The organism is Spongiibacter thalassae (assembly GCF_012272835.1).
Classification (GTDB): Bacteria; Pseudomonadota; Gammaproteobacteria; order Pseudomonadales; family Spongiibacteraceae; genus Spongiibacter; species Spongiibacter thalassae.
On sequence record NZ_JAAWWK010000006.1, the window covers coordinates 1 to 19,579 of the forward strand.

The window sequence follows — 19,579 nt, forward strand, 5'->3', positions numbered from 1 at the left end:
TGGCTTAACCGGTGGTGGGAGTAATCCTTGCGTATCCATTTTAGGTGTCCACTTAAAGATAGGTGGACACCATCATGTTGGCCTGGGCTCAGGAGTGAAAGGTGTGTTGGCCGGACGGATACGGCGATACGCCCCTATGTACTGGCAGAGCTGGACAAGGCAAAGCAGGCCGCCGACAACCGCGATGCCAGCGGCGCTTTCAGGCATCTGGAAAATGCCCATGTACTGGGTCAGGAATCGACGTACTGGCACGTCGTGGTGCATTGGCTGATGTTGATATGGGGAATACGGCAGCGTAACGGCCGGGAAGTCGTCGGCCAGCTTATTCGCATCGTTGGAGCCGCCGCATTAACAGCGATTAAGGGGGTGCCCATTGGCAATACCGGGGGCAGCAATGTTAGCCCGATAAAACCGCTGCCTGTCAGCTCGGAGCACGCGGCAATCATTGCCGAAGCCAAGGGCATGCAAGACTAACCTTCAGCGGAAATCGGGAGTAACCAGGGCCTCAAGCCAGTCAACACGGCGCTGCTTGAATCTACTCAGGCAGCCCCCCCAAACAAGCCCTTAGTAGGTTGCCACGACCACGCGCTGCTGGCGGGTTTCGTTCATGTTTTCAAAGGCCCAGCGGCCATTGGTCACTTCGATAGTACGGAACTTGGCGAAGCCACCGGAGGTACACTCAGCGCGATATTCCTGAGCTTTCGGTAATTCGGGGTGTTTGTTTACCGCATTGAGAAAATAGCGGTAATCTCGCCCTTCCTTTGATATCGCATAGGTGCGATCCAGAGCTACGAAGTTTTTGCCGCCGATTTCCTGCTTGAAGGCGCGAATGCAGTTGGTGAGGGCGTCTGCGGCATCCTCGCGCGCTCCCGCCTGAACGTTTACCGCACCGCTTATCAACGCCGCCAATGCGATAAATTTCAAGGGGTTAAGTGTTCTGCCAAGCCAATTTGTCATAATTCCAATCTCCTTTCAGAATGCGACACCCGCCATTCAGTACTACGCGGGAACAACTCCTGCACTACCCTGCCAGCGTCCGATGTAAGCCCGTGTCAGAGTGACTACGGGATGGCTCGAGTCTACTCTCGGCACAACTACGACACATCCCCAGAACTGTTGACGCGTAGCGAATTAGATCGTGGCTAAATAACCAACGTGGTTTAATGAGGCTAAGTGCCGCCGTGTGAGCAGCCGAAAGACATGGACAAGTTGGTAAAACACAGCGTTAAACATCGCATTCGCTTCTCTGGACACACGAATACGGTATTGGCGCCAATGAATATACTGGCCGCTATCGCGATTGTTGCTATCGCCGCCATGATAGTGATTACCAGTTTGCTGCACCGGTCACCCTGGCTGGGGGTGGAATTTGTGCCGCCCGATGACGGCCCGGGGCTGATTATCGCCAAGGTCTTTGCAGACAGCCCTGCTGCCCATTCCGGCTTGTCACCCGGCGACATCGTATTGGCAGTGCACACGGCCCCACTCCAGCGCAGTCAGCCCGCCGCTCTTCCCAACGACACCATCACCCTGCAAGCCCACGATGTCATTGATGACCCGGCACTGTTGAATCGCTACGACGAGTACCGACGGTTTTTCACCAAGCAGGCGGTGCTCTTCCAGGCCTTCAAATCAGGCCCTGTAACCTTGCAACTGCTCGACGGCCGGCATATTCAGGTGACGGCCTTGACCAAGCGTCCTGTTCTCGCGCTGCCGTGGAGCTACTGGTATCAGCTTATTTGCGCGATGATCGCGCTGTTGACCGCCGCCCTGGTTGTCGCCTTCCAGCACCGCCAGGCGGCGGCGCGCTACTATGCGCTGACCGGCCTAGGTATCAGCACGGTGATCTTCACCAACAGTTATTTTTCATCGCGGGAACTGGCCCTGCACCCCGAGTTGTTTGTGGCCTTCTCCAAAATTAACTGGCTGGGTGTATGCACCCTGGGCTGGGGTATGATTGGCACTCTGTGGTATTACCCAAGGCGCATTTCCGCCCTGCCCTTTGGCCCACTGTTGAGCATCCCCTTTGTACTGGCGTTTACTGTAGATTTTTTCGAAATTCCTGCGTCCCTTGACGTTGGCCAGCGCTACCCCCTGTATGCCGGATTTATCGCCGCGGCCTCGCTGGCAATTTATCAGTGGCGCCGATGCCGGCACGACCCTCTCAGTCGCGCAGCAATGCGTTGGTTTTTTATCTCCTGGTTTTCCGGCACCGGCGCCTTCATCGTATTGGTGCTGCTGCCCCTGACCTATGACATAGGCTGGCAACTGGATTACACCCTTGCTATCGGCTTATTGCCAGTACTGCAGCTGGGCATTGCACTGGGCATCATGCGCTATCGACTGTTCGATATGGATCGCCTGAGCATGATGATCTGGCTGTGGTTTATTGGCGGCTTGTTAGTGGTTATTCTCGACTCTATTCTGGTCACGCTGATTAATCTCACCGCTCCGGTCGCCATGTCACTGGCATTGCTGGTCGTGGGTTGGCTGTATTTCCCGCTGCGGCAATTGCTGTGGCGCCGTCTGGGCTGGAATGCAGTAAAAGTCGATTTTCAGCAGTTGTTCCCGAAACTGATCAAATCCATTCTGGCGGCCTCCAACCCGCAGCAAGTGAAAACCCTCTGGCTGGAGTTGCTGCAGGAGTTATATCAACCACTGTCGATCAAGGAGACACCCGGCGCCGTCAGCCAGCCGGAGCGCATCGACCACGGGTTGCGCATGCGGATTCCCGGCTTTGACGCTGCGCCCGCCTTCGAAATCTACGGTGCGGACCGCGGCACTCGCCTGATGGGCCCTGACGACGAGGAGTTTGCCGCCAGCCTGTGGCAGTTGTTTAAAGAAATTCAGGAGTTTCGCGCGGCCTTCGAACAGGGTGTATTAACGGAGCGGGCGCGGGTCGCGCGGGACTTGCACGATGATATTGCCAGCGACCTGCTTGGGCTGATTTACCAGGCGCCCGACCTCGACACCCGGCGCCAGGCACAGCGGGTGTTCGACGAACTCCGGGTAATCATACAGGGTATGGAAAGCTCCAATCTCAGCTTCAGCGAGAGTCTGTCTAACCTGCGCGCCGAAACCGAGGAGCGCTGTCGTTCAGCAGGCATTGATAGCCAGTGGCGAGTCGACGACAGTGCCGATATTCTGCTGCCTTCCCGCAGTATTGTGAACCTGCGCCGCGCCTTCAAGGAAGCGATATCCAATGTTATCAAGCACAGCCAAAGCAGCACTGTGGCAGTGAGCATTTTCTGTCAGGAGGCGGATTGTCCAACACTGGTCATGGAGATCCGCGACAACGGCGTGGGGATGGAAAAGGAGGTCAAACGAACTCGCGGCATCGCCAATATCAGCGAGCGATTGGCCGAACTCGGCGGCACCGCCCGGTGGTGTAAAACGGCCCACAGCGACAGCGGCACCACCTTACAGCTACGCATTCCGCTCAGTCCCCAGCCGCCTCTACGGCGCGCATCATGAATTTACGTCCGTTTACCCGCGCATTGATTCTGGAAGACCTGGAAGTGGCCCAACAATGGCTGAAAGGTGCTCTGGAACTCGCCTTTCCTGGCATCAAGGTCAGAATCGCCGCATCGCTGGCCGAGGGGCGACGCTGCCTGCTTCCCCTCCCCGATATTGCATTGATCGATTTGAAACTCCCCGATGGCGATGGCATTGAATTACTTCGCGAGATCAAAGGCAGTGGCAACCCCCTGCCCTGTATTGTCACCACCATCTACGACGACGACCGACACCTGTTTCCCGCCCTCACTGCTGGGGCCGACGGTTACCTGCTTAAAGATCACGACCAGGAGGATCTCGCCAATGAGCTGCAGCGCATTCTCGTCGGCCAGCCACCGTTATCTCCGGGTATTGCGCGACGGGTACTCAGTTCGTTCACGCCCTCCACCGAGCCGCTGGTCGAACCCTTAACGCCCCGACAGTTACAGGTGTTGCGAATGATTGCCCAGGGCCGCAGCATTCAGCAGGTGGCAGATGAATTGAGCATTAGCTATCACACGGCGGCCAGCCATATTCGCGGCATTTATCAGCGCCTGGGCGTCACCTCGCGGGCAGAGGCCACCGCCCGTGCTATCAAGCTGGGTCTGGATACTTAGGGGCTGGATACTTAGGGTCTGGAAAATTTGGGTCTGGGCAGTCAGGGCCTATTGTTGCCTTGCCATTCAATGCCTGGGAAGGTAGTTCGCCAACCATTGTTCAAACTGAGCCGGAGGCAAGGCACCGGCATTGCGCACCACTTCCCGCCCTTGAGAAAACACCATCAACGTCGGTATTGAGCGAATCTGGTATTGCCCCGCCGTCACTGGCTGGGCTTCCGTATCCAGTTTTAGAAAGCGCGCCCGGCCTGCCCATCGCTTGGCCACATCCTTATACACCGGCGCGAAGGACACACAGGGGCCGCACCAGGGCGCCCAAAAATCCACTACCACCGGCAGGTCGTTCTTCTGCAGCCAGCGGGCAAAATTGGCATCCCCGACGTTGATGGCCTCGCCACTGAGAATCAACGATTTGCATTTGCCGCACACCGGGCGATCGGCAAGCCGCGATGCAGGCACTCGATTAACCGCACCGCAGCTCGCGCATACCAGCTGTAAAGCCTGTTTTTCGCTCATTTCTGACTCCCTGCTGAGCATTTTTCGACATTGAGGCTATTGTTCAAGACCTTCACTGATGGCCATACCGCGACATAAGACCGCCGTTTTCCACCCTGCTCGGCACCGCGTTGTGCACAACAAAAAAGGCGCCCGCAGGCGCCTTGATAATACCAAACCCGCGCGGGTTACAGACTGAGTATTTTCTCGCCCCGAGCGATGCCGGACACACCACTGCGCACCACTTCCATGATGGCAGCGTCACCCACTGCCTCCAGAAATGAGTCGAGCTTGTCGGCAGCGCCGGTCACCTGAATGGTGTACACGCTGGGGCCGACATCGACAATCTGGCCACGGAAGATATCGGTGCAGCGTTTGATCTCGGCGCGCTGGGCACCGGTCGCCCGCACCTTGACCAGCATCAGTTCGCGCTCGATGTGAGCACCCTCTGACAAGTCCACCAGCTTCACCACATCGACCAGGCGATTGAGATGCTTGGTGATTTGCTCGATCTTGTGGTCGTCGCCAATGGTTGTCAGCGTGAGCCGCGACAGCGTTGGGTCTTCGGTCGGCGCCACATTCAGGGTCTCAATGTTGTAACCCCGCTGGGAGAACAACCCCACTACCCGCGACAGCGCACCGGGCTCATTTTCCAGTAGTACAGAAATAATCCGTCGCATCAGGTTCGCTCCGTCTTGCTCAGCCACATATCACGCATCGAGCCATTGGGGGCAATGTGCATCGGGTAAACGTGCTCGTGTGGGTCAACATGTATATCCATGAATACCAGTTCGTTTTTACGCGCAAACACTTCAGTCATGGCGTCTTCCAGGTCACTCAGTTGGGTCACCTTGATGCCTGAGTGATGATAGGCCTCGGCCAGCTTGATAAAGTCCGGCAGCGAGTCTTCATACACACTCTGGGAATAGCGCCCTTCGTATTGCATGTCCTGCCACTGCTTCACCATGCCAAGGTAACCGTTATACAAATTCAGGATTTTCACCGGAATATTGTACTGGGCGCAGGTAGACAGCTCCTGAATATTCATCTGGATGCTGCCTTCGCCGGTCACACACGCCACATCGGCATCGGGGAAGGCCAGTTTGACCCCCATCGCCGCAGGCAGGCCGAAGCCCATGGTGCCGAGGCCACCGGAATTGATCCACCGGCGCGGTTCGTCAAACTTGTAGTACTGGGCAGCAAACATCTGGTGCTGGCCCACGTCGGAGGTGACAAACGCCTTGCCACCGGTCACCTTGCACAGGGTCTCGATAACCTGCTGGGGCTTGATATAGGGCGTCGTGGTGTCGTAGCGCGGCGCGGTCCACAGGCCGTGGGAATCGCGCCATTCGTCGATCTGCTCCCACCACACTTTCAGTGCCTTTTGATCCGGCAAAGCCGGTTGCTCGGCGCGCATTTCCTTGAGCACATCGAGAAGGTCGTTCAACACCGAATCCACCGGGCCAACGATGGGCACATCGGCGTTGATGGTTTTGGAGATCGCCGCGGGGTCAATATCGATATGAATGATTTTGGCACCGGGACAGAACTTGCCTGTGGTATTGGTTACCCGGTCGTCAAAACGGGCGCCTACCGCCAGAATCACATCGCTGTGGTGCATGGCGTTATTCGCTTCGTAGAAGCCGTGCATTCCCAACATCCCCAGGAATTGTCGGTCGCTGCCGGGATAGGCGCCAAGGCCCATCAGCGTATTGGTCACCGGGAAGTTCAACGACTGGGCCAATTCGCGCAGCTGGGCAGAAGCATTGCCCTGTACCACGCCGCCACCGGAGTAGATCACCGGGCGTTTGGCCGCCAGCAGAAGGCTGGCCGCCTTTTTGATCTGGCCGCTATGGCCGCGACTGGCCGGGGTATACGAGCGCAGTTTGACCTTTTTCGGGTAGTTGTACTCGTACTTGTCGTGGGGGTTGGTCAAGTCTTTAGGCAGATCGACAACAACCGGGCCGGGGCGTCCGCTGGAGGCAATATAAAATGCCTTCTTGATAATCTCGGGGATTTCCGCCGTGCTGGTGACCTGAAAGCTGTGTTTCACGATCGGCCGGGAAATACCCAGCATATCGGTTTCCTGGAAGGCATCTTCGCCAATCAGGTGGCTCATGACCTGACCGGACAGCACCACCATCGGAATCGAGTCCATATAAGCCGTGGCAATACCGGTAATAGCGTTGGTCGCGCCGGGACCCGACGTTACCAACACCACACCGGGCTTGCCGGTGGCACGGGCGTAGCCGTCAGCGGCATGGGTTGCCGCCTGCTCGTGGCGCACCAGAATATGGGGCACCTTGCACTTATTGAATAACGCGTCGTAAATATGCAGTACCGCACCGCCGGGGTAGCCGAAGATGAATTCAACACCCTCATCTTCCAAGGCGCGTGCGATCATTTCACCGCCAGATAACAACTCCACTGAATGACCCTCGCTTCAATCTGAAAATAAATTTCGTCGCTGCGCCTCCGAATAACTCGGAAGCGCCTGTAAATGTGAACGCGCGTGATGTCGAAACACATACCTACCGAACACAACAACGGTGCGTTCGGGCGAATCGCCTAAATGCCACAAAAGGTGGCCTTTTATATGCCACGCGGGGTACGCGGGGCGGGCAATCTCGCAACACAGGTCATGTGTCTGCAGAGTGAATGGAACTACACCGGGTAGCAGCGCGACAGCTTGAGTCGCACTCTGTACATAGGCCGCAGGTAAGCGGCGCGAAAAACAGCCATCTCTACCCTTTCGGATAGACCGCGTATTTTTTAACCTGGCCCATTTTTTGTCAAGGTAAACCGACAGTAAAGCCAGTATTTTTAACCATTTACACCTTATCGAGCCTCATTTCACACTAATTGGCGCAGACGCTTTTTGCGCTGGGAGGCTTATCTGCCATAATTAGTCCACAAATCCGACTCGCGGTAGACCCGAATGACACACAAGCGCCTGCAAACAATTGGACTGGCACTGCTGATGACCCTGGGCAGTGCAGACTTGCTGGCGGGCAAAAGTGGCTACTACCGCTGGGTAGACGATGAAGGCGAAACCCACTTCACTCAAAAGCCGCCCCAGGGCAAGCCATCGGTGTTCATTGAAACCGTCAGTGGTCGTCAGGGCAAAGCCCCAAGCACAGAGCCCGCCCAGTCAGGCAGTAGCAACAGAGCCGCACCCGAGCCGGGTAAAATGGAAGTACTTCCACCCAAGAATCCCGAGTTGTGCACCCGGGCCAAGGGCAATATGGAGTCGCTGTCGATTTCCGGGGCACGCATCAAGGCAACCGGGAAAGACGGTGAAGCCCGCTACCTCACCCCCGAAGAAATCGAAGTGCAGAAGCAGCGCGCCAAGGACGTTATCGATATCCACTGCTAAGGCCCTAGATGCGCTGCCAGGCCCAAAACATTCCGATAAGGGTAATGACCGCCATCGCCGCGGGATTTACTCCCCGCTGATACCAAACCGCCCGCCGAAACAGGTAAAGTACCGGCAACACCAGCAACATCACCGCGATTTGCGCCACCTCAATACCGAGATTAAAGCTCGCCAGCGCCAGCACGGTATGCGGCCCCTCGGCGAGCAAGCCCGCCAACATGCTGGCGAAGCCAAAGCCGTGGATCAGCCCAAAACCCGCCGCCAACTGCCATTGCAGGTGATAACGGCTCCACAACCCCAGCACCGCGGCAATACTCACCGACAGGGCGATCACCAGCTCCACCGGCCCCGAAGGCAGGCGAACCCACGACAAACTGGCCGCCGTAAGGGTCAGGCTATGGGCCAGTGTGAATGCGGTGACAATTTTGCCGCACTGCCACAATAGCCCGGGCAAACGCGATGAAGCCGGCAGACGCGCCACCACCGGCAACAACAGCGCCAGCAGAAAAAGAATATGGTCATAACCGAAGACCAGGTGAATCACCCCTTGACCGAAAAAGTCCACCACGGTCTTCCACAGGCTATGTTGACCGAGCAGCAGTGGCGGTGAGTCTGGCGCCAATACCCCCACGTCAACAACCGCACCCCGTTCCACCCGGTACAGACTTCGGTGCAGCGGGTCGATGGCAAACAGCAACTCATAGGAGAGGCTGACACCCTGCACCTCGGCGGCGAGACAGGGCGACTCCAACTGCCACACCCCATACGCGCCATCGCTATGCTGAGTTACACCGGAGAGTGCCGCATTGACCGCACAGAACGCTCCGTCGCGCTGTAGCACGACAGCACCGAGAATATCCGCCGCCAGAGCCGCTTCGGCGGCACGCAGCTCACCCCACACCACTCGTCCATCGCCATTGCTGTCGATATTCTGCAAGCGTTGCAGGTCCTGCACCGCCACATCGAGACGCGCCGAGCCGTCGGTTATATACAAAAAGCTGTCGCTGGCCTTGTGGGCATGGGCGGTGCCCATAGTGAACACCACCAACAGAAGGAGAATCAGCGCAGACCTCGCCATCATGGTGCCTCCTCGCGACCGACAGCCCGCCGCGCCTCCTCGAGAAGTCGCCAGTCCGGCAGTTCTTTTTGCTCGGCCCAGTTGGCCTCAGCAAGCACCAAAGCCTCCTCCGGCCGCTCGGCAATTCGTAGCAGATAGCGGGCCTGAGCACGCTTGTGCAGGGCCTCCCCGCGCCATTCGGCTTCGGCAAAGCGCTCTGCCAAATAGGCTTGCAGGCGATGCAGACGACGACGCTCTTCGGCCTCGCCCGAAGCAACCCTGTCCACGCTCTGCTCCAGCGCTTCGGCATGGCACAGCGCAAGGGTGTCGATATGATCGAAACCTCTGCTGACCTCAAGGGCCTGTTCAGGATCGCCAGCGTACAACGCCGCGTCACACAGACGGCTGCGGGCATACAGGTCGCTGTCGTCCAGTTTGACGGCCAGCTGCCACAGGGCCACCGCGTCGCCAAGGGCTCTGCGCTCCCCGGCGTCGGCCAGGGTCACTGCGAGCCAGGGCGCGACGGCATCGCCGGCGACCACCGCCGACATCAATAATTGTTTCAGTTCGTTAAAGCTCTCTGCCGCGCCGGCATCGCCGGCACTGTGCAATTCCAGCTGATAGCGACAGCCCGATGCATAGCTGCTCGTTGATGGTATCGCCGCACAGGCAACTCGGGCAGTACCCATATCCAGCCGCACCAGAGCGATGCTATATTTCAGTAAGTATAGAGCCACGGCCTCCGGCTGCTGGCGCAGCGCCATATCTATCGCGACCATGGCATCGTCAAAACGGTGCAAACTTTGCGCGGTTCGCGCCTCCAGTTCGTAATATCGCGCTCCCCGTTGAGCTTTCGCAACACCATTCAACAGAATTTGGGCTTCGCCCAGGCGCCGCGGATCACCGCTTTGGTGAAATGCCCGCAGTGCCGTTTCCGCACGCCCCAACAGTCCAGCTGTCGGCTTATCGACGACACCATCAGCACTATCACCCCAGATATCGCCCTTGATTTCATACAGTACATCCTGCTCCGCCGGAACTGCCACAGGCGGTGCGGCTGTCGCCAAGGGCGCCCAAATCAGCAAGGCACACAGGTAAACGGGGCGCCATCGGCACCCCGTTTTCGCCTTAGCGCTATCACGCTCAGTTTTGCAGATATTCATCAAAGGACTGATTATCCGCAAACTGAATGTCCACGCCGTTCACCGCAAGCGGCGCATCGTCAGGACTGCGTTTGAACGCCTCATCAACCAGCGCTGAAAAGCTGCGGGCTTGCCCGGCTTCTGCGCCGGGGGCTGCCGCTGGCGAGCGACTGCTGTCGTCGTTGCAGGCACTCAGCGCCAGCAACGACGCAGCAAGTGCTATTCCGGTTAAATGTTTCATGGTCGCCTCCCTCAGTTATTCGCCAGTGTGTCGCCGGGCGAGCCGGGAACAGGCGTGTTCAGGTAGGGGAAGACGGTCAGGTAATCTGCCTGGCTGGGCATCGCACCATCATTCACCACCGCTCCCTCGTTCACCACAGTTGGGCTGGCGCCGCTGAGGTCACAGGTTTGCAGATTCAAGGCATTAGTGCCGTCAATCGCGCCTTCGGCTACGGTCAGTGCGATATCGACCACGTCATCATAGGGGCGACGACCATTGGGGAAACCCGCCAGATCACAGTCGAGGAAACCGAGGTTTTTCTGGCTTTCGATCGACACCGCCGCGATAGCTGTGTTCAAGCGCAACATCTCGCCCGGAGCTGGCGAATCAACCTGTGGTTTGGTCAGGCCATCGACACCGGTCACAAAGGCGGCCAACAGGTCGTTGCGCGGTGTCGCCGGTGCAGGAACGTCAAACAATACCTGAACCAAAACCGGCAGGGTCGGATACAACACATAGCTGCCGAAACTACCGACGTCGTTACTGGGCTCGCTGGCATTGAACTTGTCTTTATCAGTAATACCAATGACCACTTCATTAACCAGCGGGCTACCCAAACGGGATACCTGAGTCCACGCACCACCTTCTACCGAGGACCCTTTACCGTTGTCGCCGTCAGTCGGTCCGGCGGGTTCAGGGTTGAGAACACGCACCTGGGGCTTGCTCGCTGTCGTCCACGCCCCGATAACCGGATTGCTTCCCGCAGTCACACAGCTGATGGGCAACTCCAGCGCCAGTGAGGTGACGTTTTTGTCGCCAATGGTGTTCTGGCGACTATTGCGCGCGCCCAGTGGGTTTAGGTTGACCTGGTCAAACACCTCACCGAGGTTCACCACAAAACCTTCGCGGCGTTGACCGACAAACAATTTAGCCGATGTCGCACAGCCAGGCACATTCACATCATAGACAAACTGCTGGGCGTAGCCCGCGTAGTCCGGAATGGTTTTTTCACCCATATTATCGACCGGCTTGGTAAAACTGGTGCTGCCGTCGGACTGCTTGGTCACGCTGGCCTTGGTGCCTGTGCGGCGGTCACCGGTAACGACAGTCACGGTGTAATCTTCCACCACGTTTAACAAACCCGGGCTGGTACCCGAACCGCCGCCGACCGCTGCCAAAGGCACCTGAACCAAACCGTTACCGGTTTCAACGGCACCATTGGTAATCAAGCCGCTGGCGTTAGCCTGGGCGTATTTATTGCTGAATCGAAACTGAAAGGTCAGATCTTCAACGGCGTCGCCGTTGTTGTCGATATGAATTTCATAAAGCGCATTGGGATCCATGGTGAAATAGTTTGGACCACCATAGGGGTCCTGCAGGGGCTGGTAGTTGGCGATCAGCGTGACATAGTCGCCGCGATTGCCTTCGTAACTGCGGAACATATAAAAATCGGTGCCATCAACTTTTGGCGAACCGGCGATATAAGGCGCTTCACGGTGACTGGAGGCCATGGCGGAACTGGCGATAATACCGGCACTGAGCGCACCCAGCACGAGCACCTGGAGTGGGGAAGACAATTTCATGTAACACCTCGTTAGCGTTATGGCGATGTAGTGGAATCTACTTAGTGCCTACGCCACAACCCATGCTGCTGGATCACCGGTGAACAAAATAGTCTTGACGAAAAACTGCGCCAAATGAGGAAAAAGGACTGTACGATCGGCGCCCGGAGGGGCGCTACAGATAATATGAAAAGGCTTGCGCCAGGCCGGCCCGAAGGGTGGCGTCGGTGCAAACGGCCCGCCGCACCGATCTGGCGCAAACACTTTTCACCCTTATACTTACGCGGCGAACTGCAATCAGATCAGTATTCCCGCGGGATATTTCACTGCAAGGTCGCCGCCTTGAAACTGAGATGGTCGCCCTCGATGTCAGCCACGATACGCTGCCCCGGCAAAAACTCACCGCGAAGCAAGCGCTGCGCCAGCGGGTTTTCAAATTCCTGCTGAATCGCCCTTTTCAAGGGGCGCGCACCGTACACCGGATCGAAACCGATGCTCGCCAGCCGCTGCATTGCGGCGTCGCTGACATCCAGAGTCAGCTCGCGCTCCGCCAACCGCTGGTTCAGAATCTCCAGCTGAATACCGGCAATGGCCCGCACCTGCTCGCGATCCAGTGGCTCAAAGACCACCAGCTCATCCACCCGGTTGATAAACTCGGGGCGGAAATGGCGGCCGACCACATCCAGCACCGCATCGCGCACCGCCGGATAATCGCTACCGGCGCGGGTCATTTCCTGAATGACGTCGGAGCCGAGGTTAGAGGTCATCACAATCACTGTATTGCGAAAGTCCACGGTACGCCCCTGGCCATCGGTCAACCGGCCATCATCCAATACCTGCAATAGAATATTGAACACATCGGGGTGGGCCTTTTCGACCTCGTCCAGCAGCAACAGTGAATAGGGCCGGCGACGTACCGCTTCCGTCAAGTAGCCACCCTCTTCGTAACCGACATAACCCGGGGGCGCACCGATGAGCCGCGCCACCGAGTGTTTTTCCATAAACTCCGACATATCAATGCGCACCATGGCGTCGTCGCTATCGTAGAGGAAGCTCGCCAACGACTTGCACAGCTCGGTTTTACCCACACCAGTTGGCCCCAAAAACATAAACGAGCCATTGGGTCGGTTGGGGTCACTAAGCCCAGCCCGGCTGCGACGCACCGCATTGGAAACCGCGTCTACGGCCTCGTGCTGACCAACCACTCGGTGGTGAAGGGCCTCTTCCATACGCAGTAATTTGTCGCGCTCACCCTCCAGCATTTTGCTGATGGGAATACCTGTCCAGCGGGACACCACCTCGGCGACTTCCTCCTCGGAAACCTTGTTACGCAGCAATTGCATCTCGCCGTGTTCCACCGCGTCGGCCGAAGCCAACTGCTTTTCCAGGTTGGGAATCACCCCATATTGCAGCTCGGACATTTTGGTGAGGTCACCCGCGCGGCGGGCGGCATCAAGGTCGAGCCGCGCCTGCTCCAGCTCACCCTTGATTTGGGCGCTGCCGTGCAGGGTGGCCTTTTCCGCCTTCCAGATTTCATCGAAGTCGGCGAACTCCTTCTCGGCCTTGTCGATGTCGGCATCGAGTTTTTCCAACTGCTTTTTCGCCGCCTCGTCTTCGTCTTTTTTCACCGCCTCGCGCTGGATTTTCAGCTGAATAAGTCGCCGCTCCAGTTTGTCCATCACCTCGGGCTTGGAATCGATTTCCATACGAATGCGGCTCGCCGCTTCGTCGATCAGATCAATAGCCTTATCCGGCAACTGGCGGTCAGTGATATAGCGCTGGGACAGCTTTGTCGCCGCGATAATTGCCGAGTCGGTAATATCGACACCGTGATGCACCTCGTAGCGTTCCTTCAGGCCACGAAGAATGGCAATGGTGTCTTCTTCTGACGGCTCTTCCACCAGCACTTTTTGAAAGCGTCGCTCCAGCGCCGCATCCTTTTCAATATATTGACGGTATTCATTCAGCGTCGTCGCGCCCACGCAGTGGAGCTCGCCCCGCGCCAGCGCGGGCTTGAGCATATTGCCTGCGTCCATCGCGCCATCGGCTTTGCCAGCACCCACCATGGTGTGTAACTCGTCGATAAACAGAATGACCTGCCCCTCTTCCTTGGCCAATTCATTCAGCACCGATTTCAACCGTTCCTCGAAGTCGCCGCGAAATTTGGCACCGGCCAGCAACGCACCCAAATCCAGCGACAGCACACGCTTGCTTTTCAGGCCCTCCGGCACTTCGCCATTGATAATACGCTGGGCCAAACCTTCGACGATGGCGGTTTTACCCACCCCCGGCTCACCGATCAGCACCGGATTGTTTTTGGTACGGCGCTGCAAGACCTGAATAGTGCGGCGAATTTCATCGTCGCGACCAATAACCGGGTCGAGTTTGCCCGCCTCTGCGCGGGCGGTGAGGTCGATCGTGTATTTTTCCAATGCCTGGCGGTTTTCCTCCGCAGATGCATCATTCACCGGCTGCCCTCCACGGAGCTTTTCAATTACAGATTCCAGGGTCTGGCGCTGTATCCCCGACTTCTTCAACAGTTCAGCAACGGCGCCCCCCGCCTCGAGTATGGCCAGCACGACCAATTCGCTGGAGATATAGGCATCCTGCCGCTGCTGGGCCAATTTATCGGCAACATTGAACACTCGGCCAAGACCCTGAGACACGTGCACATCCCCCGGCGCGCCCTCCACCCGGGGCAGTTTATCCAGCGCCTGTTTCAGGCCCTGTTCCAACATGGGTATATTGCCCTGGGCCTGAGCCAACAGCGGTCGCACTGACCCGGAGCGGGTATTGAGCATCGACGACAACAGGTGCTCAGCTTCAATAAACTGGTGATCGCGCCCCAGGGCCAGCGACTGCGCATCGGCCAGAGCGCTTTGCAAGGATGTGGTAAAACGGTCTATACGCATATTCAGTAACTCCCTGACAAGCGCGTTATTTCCGCACTCGTATTGTGGTCTTTGCTGAATAAAAGATGGGGGTGAATCGCCACCTTTCAAGGTGGCCGGTAGTATTTTATGGGTTCTCGCTAATCCAGATCAGCGAGGCCTGGCGCCCGCAACGGGGCTCACGCCGATAGGAGAAAAAGCGCTCGGCGTCACCATAGGTGCAAAATTCGCCGCCATAAATCGCGCTGACGCCAAGGGCTTTCAGCTGCATCCGCGCCAGCGCGTAGAGGTCGGCGAAATAGCGGGTCACCCCCGCGCGATCAGTGTGGGGCGATGAAAAGGCACAGTTGATTTCGGCAGCGCTCGGCCCGGCAAAGTCGCGCAGAAAGGCTTCGCGCACTTCTGCCCCCACCTCAAAATACTCGGCTGAGATCGCCGGTCCCAGCCAGGCCAGCAGCTGCTGGCTCGGCGACATCATCTGTGCAACGGCTTTCAATAGAATGCCCTGACACAGGCCCCGCCAGCCGGCATGCACCGCCGCCACTTCAAAGCCACCGCGGTTACACAGCAGCACCGGCAGACAGTCAGCAGTGAGCACCGCGCTGGCAACTCCGCAGCGCCGACTGATACTCGCATCGGCATCGGGGCAAACAGCCAGGTCTATGTCCCGGTCCCGGGGCACCTCCACCAGAGTGGTGCTGTGGGTCTGATTCAGCCAGTACACCTCACGCAGCCCGTCAGCGGCCGCATTGGCGAGCAGGGCCCTGCGGTGCGCCTCCACCGCGCGGGGGTTGTCATCCACATGGCTGGCCAGATTAAAGCCGCTGTAGCGACTCTCCGGGGCGACTGACGCCCCCGCCGGCAACAGGCGGGTGGTCGCCAGTGCGCGAATATTATTGGGTGCCGGCCAGTCGGGGCGAATCAGCACAGCTTTTCCTCAGCGCGCAGCACCGCAAGCAAGCCCTGCATGTCCTCAGGCAACTCGCATTCCCAGCTCATGGTGTCGCCGCTGACCGGATGTTCCAGCTCCAGCCGCCGCGCGTGCAGGGCCTGGCGACGAAACCCGCGCAGGGTATCAACCAGTTCTGGGCTGGCCCCCTTGGGTAAGCGGGGACGGCCGGCATAGGTCGGGTCACCGACCAGTGGGTAGCGAATATGGGCCATATGCACGCGAATCTGATGGGTCCGGCCGGTTTCGAGAAAGCAGCGAATATGGGTGTGGTCGCGGAACCGACTCTGCACCCGATAGTGAGTAATCGCTTCCTTTCCACCTACCTGCATTACAGCCATCTTGGTACGATGTTGAGGGTGGCGTCCCATCGGCTCATCAACGATTCCGCCCCCGGTCATCCGCCCGAATACCACGGCGTCGTACTCCCGGTGTACATCCCTCGCCTGCAACTGGGCAACGAGATTGGCGTGGGCGGGCAGATTTTTCGCCGCCACCATCAATCCGGTGGTATCCCGGTCGAGACGGTGGACAATACCCGCCCGGGGCACGGCGTCAATACCGGGGCAGTGACTGAGCAGCGCATTGAGCAGTGTGCCACCAGGATTGCCGGCACCGGGGTGAACCACCAGCCCCGCCGGCTTGTTAATGACCAGAATGTCGTCATCTTCGTAAACAATATCCAGCTCGATATCTTCGGCTTCGTAGCGCCCTTCTGCCTGTAGCTGGGCGTCAATACGCAACTCCTGGCCGTCCATTACCTTGTCCTTGGGGCGGCAGGCCTTGCCGTCGAGGGTCAGTTCGCCACTTTTGATCCAGCTTTGCAGGCGGGAGCGGGAATACTCCGGGAACAAGCTGCTGGCCGCCTGGTCGAAGCGGGCGTGATTAAGCGACGCAGGTACAATTTCCTGCCTTTGGATGGTCTCTGTCATAGTGAATCTCCGAGGTCTTCTTTATACCACCCACACGCTGTGGTTAAATAGCAGGCCCTCGCGGTCGCAGGGTTTTTCCGCCATCTGGAACGGGTACATGAAAGCGTTAAATAATGTCGTAATAGTCCTACTCATCGCTGTCCTTGCGGGCTGCGCCAGTAAACCCAACAGGCAGGAGCAATCCGAGCGCGAGATATACGAAACCGCGCAAGGCTACCTGAACAGCAAGAACTTTTCACTCGCTGTGCAAAATCTTCAGCTTCTGGAGAGCCGCTACCCCTTTGGCCCGTACGCGGAACAGGCCCAGCTTGAAATTATCTACGCCTATTATCGCGGTGGCGATAACGAGGCCGCGGTCACCGCCGCAGACCGTTTTATTCGCCTTCACCCCCGCCACGAAAAGGTAGACTACGCCTATTATATGCGCGGCCTGGCCAATTACACCGAGGGCGAGGGGATTCTGGAACGTTTTATCCCCACAGATATGACCCAGCGCGACCCCGGGTCAGCGATTCAGTCCTTCGAGGACTTCCGCATGCTGCTCCAGCGCTTCCCCAACAGCCCTTACGCTGACGATGCCCGCGCGCGCATGGTCAACCTGCGCAACCGCTTGGCCCGCTATGAAATCAACGTGGCCAACTACTACTTCAAGCGCAAGGCCTACCTCGCCGCCGCCAACCGCGGCCGCTACGTGATCGAGAACCTGCCACAAACCCCGGCAGTACCCGATGCCCTGGCGGTCATGGTGCAGGCGTATTTACTACTGGGCATGGACGACCTGGCCGAGCAGTCATTGACGGTGTTGCGTAAAAACTACCCCGACCACCCCAACCTCGACAAAAAAGGCAACTTCGTCAGCAATGTCGGGCTGGATCAGGAAGGGTCGCTGGTGAACAAAGCCACCTTCGGACTGTTCGACCGCTATGAACCACCGCGTTTCGACAACCGCGATAAGGATAATAACTAGCGCGGGAGACGCTGGGCGGGAGACGCTAGACGCTAGACGCTAGACGCTAGACGCTAGACGCTAGACGCTAGACGCTAGACGCTAGACGCTAGAAAATGCTTGGTTTTACCAATATCGCAGTCAAGCGAATTCTCAGCATTTTCTATATTTTTTAAGCCCGGTCGGGCCGCCTTTGCGTCTCACGTCTCCCATCTAGCGTCCAGCCGCCCTTGGCGCCCCCACCTCAATCCCCAATCGGCCAGCGCTGGGTAATTGGATAGCGCCGGTCGCGACCGAAACCGCGTTCGGTAATCCGAGTGCCGATGGGCGACTGGCGACGCTTGTATTCACTCAGATCGACCAAACGCAGCACGCGGTAGACCATGTCGCGGTCGTAGCCCGCTTCGATAATCGTTTCCGCGCTTTCGTCGTGTTCGATGTAGCGCTCCAGTACCTTGTCGAGAATGGGGTAAGGCGGCAGGCTGTCTTCGTCTTTTTGGTCCGGCGCGAGTTCGGCTGAAGGCGGCCGGTCGATGACCCGCTGGGGAATGGCCGGCGAGCGGGTGTTGCGAAAGCGCGCCAGCTCAAATACACGGCATTTGGACACGTCTTTGAGTACGTCGAAGCCACCGGCCATGTCGCCGTAGAGGGTGGAGTAGCCCACCGCCACTTCGCTTTTGTTGCCGGTGGTCAGCACGAGGTAGCCCTTCTTGTTGGAAATGGCCATTAACAGCACGCCACGGCACCGGGCTTGAAGGTTTTCCTCGGTTTTGTCCACCGCCGTGCCGGCAAATTCGTCGGCCAGGGTTGCCATAAAGCTCTCGTAGATCGGCTCGATGGACAGGCACTGGTATTCAACACCCAACAATTCGGCCTGGGCCTCGGCGTCTTCTATACTCATTGACGAGGTATAACGAAACGGCATCATCACGGCCTGCACCCGCTCTGCGCCCAGAGCGTCCACGGCGATCGCCAGGGTCAAGCCCGAGTCAATACCGCCAGACAGGCCCAACACGACGCCTTTAAAGCCATTTTTCTCCACGTAGTCGCGCACACCCAGCACCAGGGTTTCGTATACATCCTCCAGCACCGGGCGCAAATCGGTGATCTCGGCTTCATCAAAGACCAGGCGCTTACCGTTCCAGTGGGCGGTGACACAGCCCAGATGCTCGACGTAGGCCGGACTCCGCGCCATCAGCTCGCCGCTTTTACTGACCACCATCGACGCGCCATCAAAGACCAGCTCGTCCTGACCGCCGACCAGGTTGCAATACACAATGGGCATACCGCCCTGCCAGGCCCGCTGTGCCAGCAAGGCTTCACGCTCGGCCTGCTTGCCCGCGTGAAAGGGCGAGGCGCTCATATTCAGCAACAACTGGGCACCTGCTGCCTTGGCCGCAGAGGTGGGGGCTTTCTCCCACACGTCTTCACAGATACTCAACGCCGTGGGAACACCGAAGACGTCGAACACCAGCGGTTCGCGGCCTTCGATAAAATAGCGCTTCTCGTCAAATACCCGGTAGTTGGGCAGACACTGCTTGTAATACTCGCACTGCAAACGCCCGCGGAAAAACACCCCCGCAGCGTTGTAGAGCCCCTCTTCTGCCACACGGGGGTAGCCCACTACCACATAGGCTTCAGCGCTGGCCTCGGCAATACGTGCCAGGGCCCGCTCCACCCGGTGTTTCAGGCTGCTGCGCAGCAGCAAATCCTCCGGGGGATAACCGGTTACCACCAATTCAGGAAAAAGAATCAGCTGAGGGGTATGCGCGGCGGTCGCAGAGGCCATCGCCTCGATGATTTTTTGGGTGTTACCCTCGATATCGCCCACTATGGGATTGATCTGGGCGGTTACGATTCGAAGCGATGTCATTCGGTCTTGTTCCTATGTTGAGCG

At 58.0% G+C, this 19,579-nt stretch carries 17 protein-coding genes; 5 read left to right on the forward strand and 12 right to left on the reverse strand.

Annotated features, from left to right (window positions below; genetic code table 11):
- Window positions 1-27: 27 nt before the first annotated feature.
- Complete coding sequence (locus HCU74_RS15375) at window positions 28-474, forward strand: DUF3703 domain-containing protein (protein ID WP_210425330.1); 447 nt, start codon at window positions 28-30, stop codon at window positions 472-474.
- Between the two features lie 90 nt (window positions 475-564).
- On the opposite strand, the gene HCU74_RS15380 is transcribed toward HCU74_RS15375, so the two are convergent.
- Window positions 565-957 (reverse strand): hypothetical protein, encoded by a 393-nt coding sequence (locus HCU74_RS15380; RefSeq protein WP_168451318.1) that lies wholly within the window; start codon window positions 955-957, stop codon window positions 565-567.
- 243 nt (window positions 958-1,200) lie between these two features.
- Here HCU74_RS15380 and HCU74_RS15385 point away from each other — a divergent pair, with 243 nt between their 5' ends.
- Both HCU74_RS15385 and HCU74_RS15390 read left to right on the forward strand, forming a co-directional pair.
- Complete coding sequence (locus HCU74_RS15385) at window positions 1,201-3,474, forward strand: ATP-binding protein (protein ID WP_168451319.1); 2,274 nt, start codon at window positions 1,201-1,203, stop codon at window positions 3,472-3,474.
- A complete protein-coding gene (locus HCU74_RS15390; RefSeq protein ID WP_168451320.1) occupies window positions 3,471-4,112 on the forward strand; it encodes a response regulator transcription factor in 642 nt (213 codons plus the stop codon). The genes HCU74_RS15385 and HCU74_RS15390 overlap by 4 nt, the downstream gene beginning before the upstream one ends.
- A 66-nt stretch (window positions 4,113-4,178) precedes the next feature.
- Here HCU74_RS15390 and trxC read toward each other — a convergent pair whose 3' ends face one another.
- The 3 genes from trxC to HCU74_RS15405 form a co-directional block, all read right to left on the reverse strand.
- Window positions 4,179-4,628: a thioredoxin TrxC gene (trxC, locus tag HCU74_RS15395; protein ID WP_168451321.1), complete on the reverse strand. Its 450-nt coding sequence runs from the start codon at window positions 4,626-4,628 to the stop codon at window positions 4,179-4,181.
- Between the two features lie 167 nt (window positions 4,629-4,795).
- Complete coding sequence (gene ilvN, locus HCU74_RS15400; RefSeq protein ID WP_168451322.1) at window positions 4,796-5,287, reverse strand: acetolactate synthase small subunit; 492 nt, start codon at window positions 5,285-5,287, stop codon at window positions 4,796-4,798.
- Window positions 5,287-7,035 (reverse strand): acetolactate synthase 3 large subunit, encoded by a 1,749-nt coding sequence (locus HCU74_RS15405; protein WP_168451323.1) that lies wholly within the window; start codon window positions 7,033-7,035, stop codon window positions 5,287-5,289. The genes ilvN and HCU74_RS15405 overlap by 1 nt, the downstream gene beginning before the upstream one ends.
- Window positions 7,036-7,545: 510 nt before the next feature.
- Here HCU74_RS15405 and HCU74_RS15410 point away from each other — a divergent pair.
- Complete coding sequence (locus HCU74_RS15410) at window positions 7,546-7,983, forward strand: DUF4124 domain-containing protein (RefSeq protein WP_168451324.1); 438 nt, start codon at window positions 7,546-7,548, stop codon at window positions 7,981-7,983.
- A 4-nt stretch (window positions 7,984-7,987) separates the two neighbouring features.
- Here the strand turns inward: HCU74_RS15410 and HCU74_RS15415 are convergent, their stop codons facing one another.
- The 7 genes from HCU74_RS15415 to rluD all read right to left on the reverse strand — a co-directional run bounded on the left by HCU74_RS15415 (window position 7,988) and on the right by rluD (window position 16,736).
- Window positions 7,988-9,064, reverse strand: a complete 1,077-nt coding sequence (locus HCU74_RS15415; RefSeq protein WP_168451325.1) for a HupE/UreJ family protein — start codon at window positions 9,062-9,064, stop codon at window positions 7,988-7,990.
- On the reverse strand, window positions 9,061-10,086 hold the full coding sequence (locus HCU74_RS15420; protein WP_168451326.1) for a hypothetical protein: 1,026 nt from the start codon (window positions 10,084-10,086) through the stop codon (window positions 9,061-9,063). Before HCU74_RS15420 ends, HCU74_RS15415 begins: the two co-directional genes overlap by 4 nt.
- Before the next feature lie 97 nt (window positions 10,087-10,183).
- A complete protein-coding gene (locus HCU74_RS15425) occupies window positions 10,184-10,423 on the reverse strand; it encodes a hypothetical protein (protein ID WP_168451327.1) in 240 nt (79 codons plus the stop codon).
- Between the two features lie 11 nt (window positions 10,424-10,434).
- The gene (locus HCU74_RS15430) at window positions 10,435-11,985 is read right to left on the reverse strand and encodes a DUF4331 domain-containing protein (RefSeq protein ID WP_210425331.1); all 1,551 of its coding nucleotides are present in this window, start codon (window positions 11,983-11,985) and stop codon (window positions 10,435-10,437) included.
- A gap of 302 nt (window positions 11,986-12,287) precedes the next feature.
- On the reverse strand, window positions 12,288-14,876 hold the full coding sequence (clpB, locus tag HCU74_RS15435) for an ATP-dependent chaperone ClpB (RefSeq protein ID WP_168451328.1): 2,589 nt from the start codon (window positions 14,874-14,876) through the stop codon (window positions 12,288-12,290).
- 106 nt (window positions 14,877-14,982) lie between these two features.
- Entirely contained in the window at window positions 14,983-15,783 is an 801-nt protein-coding gene (pgeF, locus tag HCU74_RS15440; RefSeq protein ID WP_168451329.1) for a peptidoglycan editing factor PgeF, read from the reverse strand.
- Window positions 15,777-16,736 (reverse strand): 23S rRNA pseudouridine(1911/1915/1917) synthase RluD, encoded by a 960-nt coding sequence (rluD, locus tag HCU74_RS15445; RefSeq protein WP_168451330.1) that lies wholly within the window; start codon window positions 16,734-16,736, stop codon window positions 15,777-15,779. The genes pgeF and rluD overlap by 7 nt, the downstream gene beginning before the upstream one ends.
- Window positions 16,737-16,833: 97 nt before the next feature.
- Between rluD and HCU74_RS15450 the strand changes: the two genes are divergently transcribed.
- On the forward strand, window positions 16,834-17,703 hold the full coding sequence (locus HCU74_RS15450; RefSeq protein WP_168451331.1) for an outer membrane protein assembly factor BamD: 870 nt from the start codon (window positions 16,834-16,836) through the stop codon (window positions 17,701-17,703).
- A gap of 223 nt (window positions 17,704-17,926) precedes the next feature.
- On the opposite strand, the gene HCU74_RS15455 is transcribed toward HCU74_RS15450, so the two are convergent.
- A complete protein-coding gene (locus HCU74_RS15455; RefSeq protein WP_168451332.1) occupies window positions 17,927-19,555 on the reverse strand; it encodes an NAD+ synthase in 1,629 nt (542 codons plus the stop codon).
- Window positions 19,556-19,579: the final 24 nt, after the last annotated feature.